An 11,284-nucleotide genomic window follows, 5' to 3' on the forward strand; every position below is an offset into this window, starting at 1 on the left:
CCCGCCGGCCGCCTTTGGAAATGTTCTACTCTGGGGCCGGGTTTAGAGCATCGGGCCGGAAAGGGGAAACCGGTTTCTCGCGCGCAGGGGGCGGGAATGGTGCCCTGGGGCGCATTCCGGATGGCCGTTGGGGTTAGGTGGGGGATGGTCAGAGTCCGCTGGCGCCGGCGGCGCGGGTTGCACGTCGAACGCGCGCGCGAGGTGTTGGAATCATTCGCGATATATAACGGAGACTTGATATTAACGGTTGGTCTCGGAATTGATTTGATCGCGCGATCCTATCGATCAATCAAAATTCGAAATCGTCTAGCATCTTTATCATGCGCGTATCGTTGAGCTTCAATGCGCTTTGCTGTGCCGTATCACGGTGGATCCGGGCATCGTCTGTGCGACCCAGATCCACGAGCAGCCGAGCCAAGCTTGCATCAACATACATATGCAAATGGGGCGATGTTTTTTCATCGAACAGCAGACGCTGCTCAGTGAGAACGTCATAGGCAAAAACAATAAGATCTCGATCCGTTGCTCTCCCCTGCATCTGTGAGATGTTGATCTCATCGTTTGCGATCATAAAGCCGATCAGGATTTTCTTCGGCTGGTTGTCTGAAAACACATGTCGGATGAGATTTTCAGCGAATGGTTTTGCACGGTTTGTGTCGTGCTGAATGAGTAAACCGAGCTTGTCCAGGCCGCGTTTTTGAATCAACGCGGGATGCTTCTGGAAGGCGGCTTCGTAGAGCTCTATTGCCCCGGCTGTATCCTTACAATTCGTCTTCTGCGTCAGACCCCGTTTCATAACGGGCTGAACAGCTTAGCTGTTGGGTGAGCGGCGGGCATCGTGGGTGTTGGGAGAGTGTCTGACGCTCACCCAGGACCCCCGATGTGGACGCCCGCCGCCCGCGCCGAGCTTGCGCGCGAGAGCCTTCCCTACGCAACCAGCCTCAGTGATGCCGAGTGGGCGGTGCTTGCGCCGCTTCTACCGGCGCCGTCCAGCACAGGCCGCCCGTGGCGCCGGCCACTGCGCGCAGTCATTGACGGCATCTTGTACGTGCTGCGGACAGGATGCGCGTGGCGGCATCTGCCGCTGGACTTCCCGCCGTGGAGCACGGTCCATCGCTGGTTCTTGCGCCTTTCGCAGACAGGCGTGTTCGAACGCCTCGCCCATGCCCTCACGTTGGTTGACCGTGAGCGGGTCGGACGCGAGGCTTGCCCGACCGGCTGTGTCGTCGATGCGCAAGCCGCCCGCTCGGGTGGCGTGGGGGTGGCCGGCAAGCGCGGTTACGATCCGGCCCGGCGCGTCGTCGGGCGCAAACGCCACGCGCTGACGGATACGGACGGCCGCCTGCTCTTGGCTGGGGTCTCACCCGCTAACCTGCACGACAGCCACGGCGCGATTGCCCTACTTCGAGCCTCGCGTGGGTTGTTCCCCTTCCTCGCCCACTGCTTTGCCGACCGTGCCTATCGAGGCGAGCGCGTTGGCACGGCCACGACCATCACGGTCGAGATCGTCGAACCTAAGGAAGGCCAGAAGGGCTTTTCGGTCCAACCCAGGCGGTGGGTCATTGAGCGGAGCTTCGGTTGGATCGCCCGCTGCCGCAGGTTGGCCCACGATCACGAGGCGACCCCGTCCTCTGCGCTCGCCTTCTTCGTGCTCGCCGCAGCCATGATCCTCGTCAGACGGATCGCCCGCGCCTTATGAAACGGGGTCTCACGCTGACGTCGAGGGCGGATAAGAGATCGGTTTCGTCATCCGTCGGCAGCATGTTGTTACGCTCAGTTTCATATTGAGGGGAGACTATGCGGGCTTGGTGCGCACAGGTCTGAACCGAAGCCTCTGGCCGAGTCCTTCAAGGTGACGTCTCGAGCAGCCACGGCGTGTCAAGTTCACGTTCTTGACCCAAATCTCTGGCGTCTTACAAAATATGCTGAGGAGACTCTATTCGACATCACCTTAGGTTTGTGTTCGCTTGTGTCAATCTGGATCCCATTCCTATTTCAAAGATCGATGATGATATCAGTATCAACCGGAACGGGTGTGCCGGGTATCTCGGCCGGATGGCGCTCATCAGAGGCGCGCCCCTCCCGAGGTGCTGAAACGACAGTCCCACGCGGCGGCAGGCTGAGAGCATCGGGCCCGAAAGGGGGAGCCGGTTTCGCGCACGGGCGGCCGTCCGGGATGGCGTCCGAGGCGCAGGCCCGTGCGCCATCGGATTTTCAACGCGGAAACGGTAAGCGTTCGCTGGCCTCCGCGCTGCGGGTTGCTTGCCGAAGCTGCGATGTCCATCTCGATCCGGATCGTTGGCTCGGCCTCGATCGGATCGCGCCGGCGACTCGCGCAGACATCTCTCCGGCGGATCGCCCGGTACAACCCCGGCGCGGCACATCCGACCGGTCCCGTCCCCGCGCGGGCGACGCGCCGGCTCAGGCGGCCAGCCGCACGGACAGGCAGACCACGGCCACCGCCAGGACGAGCGAGACCAGCTGCCAGAACAGCACCGGATCGCGCTCCAGCAGCGCCGCCCGTCGGAGGCCGGGCAGCGACGGGTTGGGGTGGCGCAGGTCGTGGAGGAACGCCGAGAGAACCTCGTAGCGCTGGGCCGGATTGGGGTGCACCGCTTTCCGCAGGGCTGCATCGACGTAGGCCGGCAGGCCCGCGCGCGCCGCCGCGAGGGAGACGTAATGCAGGCGCCGGGCCCGGGCTTCGCTGAAGGCCTGGGCCGCGCGCGTGCCGTAGGGCAGGCGTCCGGTGAGCATCTGATAGGCGATCACGCCCAGCGCGAAGATGTCCGATTGCGGCGTGGCGGGGCGTCCCGCGAGGCATTCCGGGGCGGTGTACTGCACGGTGCCCAGCACCGTGTCGTCGACGGTCGCATCGTCCTCCGCGAGCCCGCCGATCCGGGTCGAGCCGAAATCGATGATCCGGACGGTGCCCGCGGCGTCGACCAGGATGTTGTGGGGGCGCAGGTCGCGGTGGACCATCTCACGGCGGTGGAAGGCGCGCAGGCCGACCGCGATCTGCTCGACGAGGCGCCGCACCTCCTCGAGGTCCAGCTCCGGGGTGTCGCTCAGCCACTGGGCGAGCGTCCGGCCCTCGACGTAGTCCATGACCGTGTAGAGGTGGCTGCGCCGCCGGGTCTGGGGCGGCGCGCTCAACACGTGCGGATTGTCGATCCGCCGGGCGATCCACTCTTCCATCATCAGCCGCTGCAGGCCGGCCGGGTCGGTCTGCAACTCCGTCGACGGCACCTTGAGGGCGACGTTGCGCCCGCTCTCCGCATCGATCGCCAGGTAGACGTGGCTGCGGTGGCTCGCATGCAACGTTCGCAGCACGCGGTAGCCGTCGAACGTGGTCGGCGGAGTGAGGAGCGGCGCCGGAGGCAGGGCGTCGATCCGGCCCGAGAGTTCGTCCAGCGCGCCGTCGGGCACGGCTTCGACGCGCACGATCTGGACGGTGAGATTGTCGCCGCTGCCGTTGTCGTAGGCCTGGCGGACGATCTCCCGGGCGGCCCGGTCGAGATCGCCGGCATGTGTCGCGATCGCGGCGACGATCGCCTCCGGCCGCACGTGCTCGTGCACGCCGTCCGTCGTCAGGACGAAGACGTCTCCGCCCTCGATCGCCACCGCGTGGTGGTCGATCTCGACATGGGCGGCGGCACCGAGCGCCCGGCCGAGATAGGATTCGTCGGCGGAGAGGACGACGCGGTGGTCCTCGGTCAGGACTTCGAGCGAGCGCTGTCCCACGCGTGCGATGCGGGCATCGCCCACGTGGAAGATGTGGGCGGTGCGCGACCGCAGCACGAGGGCGCTGAAGGTGGTGACGTAGCCCCGATCGCGGGAGCCCTCGGGATCCTGCAGGTGCCGGTTGCGCCGGGTCTCGGCGAAAAGCCACGAATTCGTCGCGGCGATGACGCGGCTGGCCGCCGTCTTCACCGACCAGGTCTCGGGGGTCTCGTAGTAATCGGACAGAAAGCTCCGGACCGCCGTCTCGCTCGCGACGTGGCTGACCGGGCTACTGCCGATCCCGTCCGCGAGGGCGATGGCGCTTCCCCGCAGAACCAGCGCGGCGCCTTCCGGCACGCGCGCGCCGTGAAAATCCTGGTTGGTCTCCTTGCGCCCGCGCTCGCTGGCCTGGCCGAGGGAGAGGATCAGAGGCGAAGACATCGGCAGATCCCGGCGGTCGCGCCCGGCACCGTGCGGCGCGGGGCGCGACCGCCGAGTCGGCGCTCAGGCCGCGAGGCGGCGCTCCGCGTTGACGACGGTCCGCTTCGGGGCGGTCCGGACGTGGGTGGTGTAGAGAGTCAGACCGGTGAAGGCGAGGCCGCCGACGAGGTTGCCGAGCACGGTCGGGATCTCGTTCCAGAAGAAGTAGTCGCCGATCGAGAACTGGCCGCCCATGAGCAGGCCGAAGGGGAACAGGAACATGTTCACCACGGAATGCTCGAAGGTCATGTAGAAGAACAGCATGATCGGCATCCACATGGCGATCACCTTGCCGCTGACCGTGGTCGAGATCATCGCGCCGACGACGCCGGTGGAGACCATCCAGTTGCACAGCATGCCGCGGATGAAGATTGTGAACCAGCCGCCGACGCCGTGCGCGGCGTAGCCGACGGTGCGCCGCTCGCCGATATGGGCGATGAATTCACCGACCTTGTCGGCCGGCGCCGTGAAGCCGAACGTGAACACGAAGCCCATCATCAGGGCCACGGTGAGCGCGCCGAGGAAGTTGCCGAGGAAGACGAGACCCCAGTTGCGGAACACGCCCGCCCAGGTCACGCCGGGCCGGCGGTCCAGGAGCGCGAGGGGAGCCAGGACGAACACGCCCGTGAGCAGGTCGAAGCCCAGCAGGTAGAGCATGCAGAAGCCGACCGGGAACAGGGCGGCGCCGAGGATGGGAATGCCGGTCTGCTGCGTGATGCTGACGGCGAAGACCGCGGCGAGGGCCAGGATCGCGCCGGCCATGTAGGCGCGAATGATGGTGTCGCGGGTCGACATGAAGATCTTGGATTCGCCTGCATCCACCATCTTGGTGACGAACTCAGCAGGGGCGAGATAGGCCATATCGGGTCCTTTTCCTGTTCGGGCTTCTGCAAAGCTCGCCGGACGGGCTGGGCCGAGGCCCTCATCCGGCCACGCTTCATTGCGCGGCCTGCAGCGAGGGACGTGCGAGGGTCTCGCACGTCGCCTGTCGCCGATCGGCATGCAAGAGCCGTACCCGTTCGGAGCCGATCACCGCCCGGGGAGCGCGTTCGCGGTTCCCCGACACCGCCGGTTTCGCAACCGACGCGACCGACACGGGGCGCCCCCGCGGCCCCGGTGCCGGACGGCGAACGAATCTGCGATCGTCCGCCAACCGGGAGGTCAGGCGACCATGACGTCCAGGACCCAGGTCACGCCGAAGCGATCCCTCAGCATCCCGTAGAGCGGGGACCAGGCCGAGGCGCCGAGCGGCTGCAGGATCGACGCGCCCGCGCGCAGCGTCTCCCAGTGCGCGGTGATCGTCTCGGCCGAGCTGCCGCGGACCGAGACGTAGACCGCGTTCTCGCCGGGGTGCCACGGCTTCTCCGGCTGCACGTCGTAGGCCATGATCCGGAAGCCCTGATCGGACGCCACCTGGCCCCAGATCACCTGCTCGGCCTGCGCCGCGTCCTGCGTCGCCCCGAGGTCTCCGTACGTGACGATCGTCCGCTCGCCCCCGAAGACGGAGCGGTAGAAGTCGAGGGCCTCGCGGGCCTGGCCGCGAAAGTTGAGATGGGGCGTGGTTTGGACACTCATGGCGGTCTCCGATGCGCGGGACGTGTTGTCCTGCCTGGCGACCGGGATGTACCAACCCCGACCTGACAGAAACCGGCAGTAGCGTGATGGCCCGGAGCGACCGCCTCTTCCGTCTCCTCCAAGCGATGCGCACCCTGCCCGCCCCCGTGACCGCCGCACGGCTCGCCGAGGAGACCGGCGTCTCCGTGCGGTCGCTCTACCGGGATATCGAGAGCCTGCGGGCAGCCGGGGCCCGGATCGACGGCGAGCGGGGCTACGGCTACCGCTTGACCGAGGATTATGCGCTGCCGCCGCAGACCTTGGACCGCCTGGAGATCGAGGCGTTGGCCCTCGGCATGGCGGAGGTGCGTCGCATGGGCGACCCCGACCTGGCGGCGGCCGCGGCCTCGGTCGTGGCCAAGGTCGCCGCAACCCTGCCGGACGACCGCGAGCAGCAGCTGTTTCACGCCGTGTCGAAGGTCTACCGCCCCGACGCGCGCTATCTCCCCGTGCCGGGCCTCGGGCTGATCCGGCAGGCGTGCTGGCGGGAGGACGCGCTCGCCATTCGGTACACGGACGAACACGGCGCGGCCACGCAGCGCACGATCCTGCCGCTGGCGCTCGTGTACACGGAGCGGCGGCTGGTCGTTCTGGCCTGGTGCCGCCTGCGCGAGGCGTTCCGGATGTTCCGGGTCGACCGCATCGTCGAGGCCCGGGTCGCGGGCGGCAGCTTCCGGCCGGGACGGGCGTCGCTGCTGCGGGCCTACCTGGAGGCGTTGGAGAACGGGGCTGCGGCTCCGCCGGCGGCCTGACGCGTCAGGCCGGCTTCTCCTGGTCGGCCCTGCGTCGGCCCTGCGTCGGCCGGCCGCTTCGGCTCAGGGCGGGGCGCGGTCTCCGGTCTCGGAAGGCAGGAGCTACGCGACGGCCGCGCATCGCCGGAGCGCTCGGGACGCGCTTCGACCGCACGAGCCGGAAGGCGACGTCGTCCTGCGCCGACAACCGCTCCGTCCGCGCTCCGGAATCGTGCCGGAAGGACGAGAGCCGGGTGCGCCCGGGCTGAGATCGGCTGCAGATCGTTGGTGACAGGGCCGATGTCTCCTGCGAGATCAGGGGCCGTCCCGATGCGCTCGGAACGCTGCGGGCATCCCGAGACGCGCGTATCGGCGAGGCCGGCGCCGCACATCGGCGGATGCAGGCCCATCACGCCCGAGCAAGGTTACTGAAATGGCATCTGGTCGCAGGCTCTCCGAACGCTGGTTCACGCTCGTGCTCTGGCTGGTGGCGTTCCTCTTCGCCTGGTTCCTGATCGGCCTCGGCTCCCTCGTGGTCGGCGACCTCCCCCGAGTCGAGCATCGCTACAGCCTCGACCAGTTCCTCGATGCCGATCAGGCGCGCCCGGCCGCCGAGGCCCTGCGGGAGATCAGGCGCGAGCAGGCGGACAGCCGCCGCCGGGCCGAACAGGACCAGCTTGCCCTTGCGGCCGCGCGCGCCGCGTCCGAGGCCGCGCAGGAAACCTTCGCCAACTGGCTGAAGACCCGCGACGCCACGCAGCGGGTCGACCAGGATCCCGGACTGATTGCCCGCACACAGCAGCTCGACACCCTCAAGAGTGCGGAGCGCGCCATCGAGGAGCGCCTGGAGGAGCGGGCGAGCGCACAGCTTGCCCTCTCGGAGCGCGAAGACGCCCAGGAGCGGGTCGAGACGGAACTGCGCGCAACCGCCCAGGCGAAGCTCGATGCGGCCGAGCGGGAGCAGGAGCTGCGCGTGTTCGGCTATCGGCTCGCCCTCACGCTCCCGCTGCTCGCCCTGGCCGGATGGCTGCTGCTGAAGCGGCGGCGCACGCGCAACTGGCCCTTCGTCTGGGGCTTTGCCTTCGCGGCCGCCTTCGCCTTCTTCGTCGAGCTCGTTCCCTACCTGCCGAGCTACGGCGGCTACGTGCAATACGGCGTCGGGGTCATCCTGACCCTCGTCGTCGGCCGCGCCGCGATCAACGCGCTGCAGGCCTACAACGCGCGCCAGAAGGCGGCCGAGGCGCGGCCGAACGAGGAGCGCCGAACGGAGATCGCGACCGACCAGGCTCTGCTGCGGCTCGCCAAGAAGGTCTGTCCCGGCTGCGAACGGCCGATCGATCTCACCAACGCGGAGGCGAACTTCTGCCCGCATTGCGGCATCGGGGTCTTCGAGCGTTGCCCGGCCTGCACCCGTCGCAAGAGCACGTTCGAGCGCTTCTGCTACGCCTGTGGCACGCCCGCCGCAGGACCCGCCTGAGCGGGATCCTGCGCTGGGCACGCCCCGACCCAAGAGACGCTTTCGAACCCAGACGCCTTCGAACCGCGACGCTTCCGAAACGCAGCTCCGAGCCCGGCCGCGAAGTCCGCGCGCGACAGCAAGGGAATCAGGACCCGTCCGTCCACGTCACGACCGTGTTGCCGAGCGTCCGGGCGCGAGGCGCTTGGCAGGGCCTTCCGCCAGCGTACCGGAAGGTCCGCCCGGCACGGACCGCTCCGCCCTATGGGGCCACGGGATCGAAGCGCTCGATGAAGCGCACGCCCTGCCAAAGTTCCACGGCGTGCTCGTTGCGCATGCCCTGGGCCACCACGAGCGCCGCGTCGTCGCTCTGGGCATCGAACTTGGTGATGAGCAGCACGCTGCCGCGCGGGCAAACCATCATCACCAAGTAGCAACCATCAATGATCTCGTCGCTGACGGCAAGAAATCCATCAGCGCGAGCAGCCTGCTCAGCCGCCATGTCCCGCCCCTCCGAAGTCGAGGCACAGAGATGCATGGGCCACCTAACGCGCCATTACCGCGACAAGGTGAAACTTAGCAGTAGCGTCGTGCCGTGGCCACGCATCTACCACTGGGCACGGTGCGGAGGTATTCAGATTTCCGCGAGCACGATGCCCATTTCGCGTGCAGGAACCGCGCGGCTCTGGTGCATCAAGTCCTTTGACGCAGGGGCTCGGGCTTGTTCCCATCGGGTAAAATCTCGGTGAGATGGTCGTGCACCATGCCGGCGGTGAAAGGCTTACCGATAAAGACGGCTCCCTCGGGCATTTCATCCGGACCCGGCTGCACGTGCCCGGAGGCCACCACGATGGAAATGTGGGGCCAGCAGCGTGCGGTTTCCCGGGCGACGGCAAAGCCGTTGCGCGTACCGGGCATCTGAACGTCGGTGAACAGGAGCACCACCTGTTCGAACTTGTCCGCCAGCAAGGCGATGGCTGTGTCGCCATCGCACGCCTCGAAGGTCAGAAATCCCGCGTCTTCGAGGATGTCGGCGATGTCCATGCGGATCAGGCCATCGTCGTCCACGATGAGCGCGTAGCGGGCGGAGGCGTCTGGAGGTTGGCTCATGCCCGTGCAATTTGCTCTATGATAAGGAGGTTCAGGGTTACCAACGTGGGAAGGCGCTCCGCGTTCATTGCATCGGAGCGGCTTCCACAGGCGGGCCGTTTCCGCCTCGGGCGGGGCCGTTCCGGAGAAAGAACCGGCAGCACCCCATCGGGCGATGCGCCGATGGGCAGGAACGCGGATACCGCCGGCGCGGGTTCTCCTCAGCAAGCCGGGCCAGCATGGCCCTCCTGGACCAAGACTCCGCCGGACCAAGACTCTGCCGGACCAAGACCTCCTTGGATGAAGACTCCCTTCGAAGAAGACCCCCGCGGAAGAAGACGCCGGCAGCATCGCGAAACGGTTCGGCCACGTGGGAGCCGTGTTCCAGTGTGCGGGTCTCGCCGCCGGTCGATCCGACCCCGTCCCGGACACCCGTGATCGCCTCTGCCGCCGCTCGGCCGGTGGGCCGCGCACCGGGTTTCGTCGGAGACACCATCCGGGCCGTCGCGGCGGATCGCGTCGCGCGCGACATCCGGGTGGGATACAGCTCGTCCACCCGGAGAAACCGCCAGACCGCGATCCTCTCAGGCCGACGATGGATTGCCCGGAATGCGGAGCAGTGCCCCCTTGTCCAGAACACCCGTGTCCCCAACACCCTTGCCGAAGACGTCTCCGGCGCCCCCGCCGGCAACAGCCGCCGGACCGACCCTGCCGGGCAACGTCGCCCTCGGCCTGACCCAGATCGTCCTGTGGGGCGGCTCGTTCTTCCTGTTGGCCGTGCTGGCCGATCCCATCGTCCAGTCCACGGGCTGGCCGCAGGGCATGGTGGTGGGTGCCCTGTCTCTCGCGATCCTGATCTCCGGGGTCCTCTCACCCTGGATCGGCCGGATGATCCGGCGTCATGGCGGCCGGACCGTCCTGGTCGCCGGATCCCTGGTCATCGCCGCGGGCCAGATCCTGATGGCGGTCTCCCCGAACCTGCCGATCTTCCTCCTCGCCTGGGCCGTCATCGGCGCGGGCATGGCGGCGGCCCTCTACGATCCGCTCTTCGCCGCCATCGGGCAGGCCTACGGTGCCTCGGCCCGCCGGGCGATGACTCAGATCGCCATCGCGTCGGGCTTTGCCATCACCGTGTGCTGGCCGGCGACGCGTTTCCTCGTCGTCCAGGTCGGATGGCGCGGCACCTGCGTCGTCTACGCCGTGCTCGCGGTCCTGGTGGTGGCGCCGCTCTTCGCCTGGGCCCTCCCCCGCCGGGAGCGGAGCGCTGCTGTCCTCCCTCCGCCCGCCGTGGGCGCGACGCCGCTCGCGACACCCACCGGGCCGGCTCGCCTGCCGGGCGAGCACCTCCTCGCCGTGACGTTCACGAGCGCGGCGGTCATCATGACGGCGGTCTCGGTGCAACTCCTGCTGCTGTTGCAGGCCAAGGACGTCTCCGCCGGTGCGGCCGTGGCCCTGAGCGCGCTCATCGGGCCGTCCCAGGTCGGAGCCCGCATCCTCGAACTCGTCTTCGGGCGTCGCGCCCATCCGGCCTGGGCGCTCCTCGTCTCGAGCGGGAGCGTCGGGCTCGGCCTCCTGATCCTGGCGACGGCGCCGAGTTTTGCCTGGCTCGCCATCGTCCTCTACGGGGCGGGCAACGGCATGCGGACCGTGGTGCGGGGAACCCTACCCCTCACCCTCTACGGCCAGGACGACTACGCGGCCGTCATGGGCCGGCTCGCGCGCCTGCCCCTTCTCGGGCAGGCGGCAACACCCCTGGCCTGCGGCTACCTCACGGATTGGTTCGGCCTCGACGTCCTCCTCGACCTGATTCTCGGCATCGCGGTGGTGAACGGAATCCTCTCGGTGATCGTCGCCCGGCGGGCGATCCGGTCGGCGACGGCATGAGGGGTGGACCGCGAACCGGGGCGATCGAAGCCCCCTCCCCCGGGCGTGTCGGGCCGCCCCGGCGCGGGTCTCACCCGCTCCATGCGGGCTCCGGCGCCAGCAGGCGTGCCGTCGCGGCCGAGGCCGTCCTGTACGGGAAATGGATGCCGATGAAGTTTTGATACGCCTTGGAAAGGTAAATGAAATTTCAAATCAAACACAAGAATTGCGCTACTGAGGGGAATAGAATGTATTAACTCGACGGATACAACGCTTGCATCAGGTCAATTCAGATCAGGGTGCGAGGACGGGATGGGCGCGGTCATTGTCG

At 67.7% G+C, this 11,284-nt stretch carries 10 protein-coding genes; 4 read left to right on the plus strand and 6 right to left on the minus strand.

Annotated elements, in window-relative coordinates:
* Positions 1-289: 289 nt before the first annotated feature.
* A complete protein-coding gene (locus tag CRT23_RS27755) occupies positions 290-796 on the minus strand; it encodes a hypothetical protein (protein WP_146056355.1) in 507 nt (168 codons plus the stop codon).
* Positions 797-880: 84 nt separating this feature from the next.
* On the opposite strand from CRT23_RS27755, the gene CRT23_RS09685 reads away from it, so the two are divergent.
* Positions 881-1,699 (plus strand): IS5 family transposase, encoded by an 819-nt coding sequence (locus CRT23_RS09685; protein WP_103709516.1) that lies wholly within the window; start codon positions 881-883, stop codon positions 1,697-1,699.
* 722 nt (positions 1,700-2,421) lie between these two features.
* Here CRT23_RS09685 and CRT23_RS09690 read toward each other — a convergent pair.
* From CRT23_RS09690 to CRT23_RS09700, 3 genes are all read right to left on the minus strand, one after another.
* Positions 2,422-4,161, minus strand: a complete 1,740-nt coding sequence (locus CRT23_RS09690; RefSeq protein ID WP_103709517.1) for a bifunctional protein-serine/threonine kinase/phosphatase — start codon at positions 4,159-4,161, stop codon at positions 2,422-2,424.
* A 63-nt stretch (positions 4,162-4,224) separates the two neighbouring features.
* The gene (locus tag CRT23_RS09695; RefSeq protein ID WP_055949910.1) at positions 4,225-5,061 is read right to left on the minus strand and encodes a formate/nitrite transporter family protein; all 837 of its coding nucleotides are present in this window, start codon (positions 5,059-5,061) and stop codon (positions 4,225-4,227) included.
* Positions 5,062-5,361: 300 nt separating this feature from the next.
* The gene (locus tag CRT23_RS09700; protein ID WP_103709518.1) at positions 5,362-5,775 is read right to left on the minus strand and encodes a VOC family protein; all 414 of its coding nucleotides are present in this window, start codon (positions 5,773-5,775) and stop codon (positions 5,362-5,364) included.
* An 86-nt stretch (positions 5,776-5,861) separates the two neighbouring features.
* Here CRT23_RS09700 and CRT23_RS09705 point away from each other — a divergent pair, with 86 nt between their 5' ends.
* Positions 5,862-6,566 carry a YafY family protein gene (locus CRT23_RS09705; RefSeq protein WP_103709519.1) on the plus strand — a complete coding sequence of 235 codons (705 nt, stop codon included), beginning with the start codon at positions 5,862-5,864 and terminating at the stop codon, positions 6,564-6,566.
* Positions 6,567-6,978: 412 nt separating this feature from the next.
* On the plus strand, positions 6,979-8,022 hold the full coding sequence (locus tag CRT23_RS09710) for a zinc ribbon domain-containing protein (protein ID WP_103709520.1): 1,044 nt from the start codon (positions 6,979-6,981) through the stop codon (positions 8,020-8,022).
* Positions 8,023-8,263: 241 nt separating this feature from the next.
* On the opposite strand, the gene CRT23_RS09715 is transcribed toward CRT23_RS09710, so the two are convergent.
* Positions 8,264-8,503 carry a hypothetical protein gene (locus tag CRT23_RS09715; RefSeq protein ID WP_103709521.1) on the minus strand — a complete coding sequence of 80 codons (240 nt, stop codon included), beginning with the start codon at positions 8,501-8,503 and terminating at the stop codon, positions 8,264-8,266.
* A 191-nt stretch (positions 8,504-8,694) separates the two neighbouring features.
* A complete protein-coding gene (locus CRT23_RS09720; RefSeq protein ID WP_348628842.1) occupies positions 8,695-9,069 on the minus strand; it encodes a response regulator in 375 nt (124 codons plus the stop codon).
* Positions 9,070-9,747: 678 nt separating this feature from the next.
* Here CRT23_RS09720 and CRT23_RS09725 point away from each other — a divergent pair.
* Positions 9,748-10,974, plus strand: a complete 1,227-nt coding sequence (locus tag CRT23_RS09725) for an MFS transporter (protein WP_245436096.1) — start codon at positions 9,748-9,750, stop codon at positions 10,972-10,974.
* Positions 10,975-11,284 lie beyond the last annotated feature (310 nt).

It is taken from the genome of Methylobacterium sp. V23 (assembly GCF_002917135.1).
GTDB lineage: Bacteria > Pseudomonadota > Alphaproteobacteria > Rhizobiales > Beijerinckiaceae > Methylobacterium.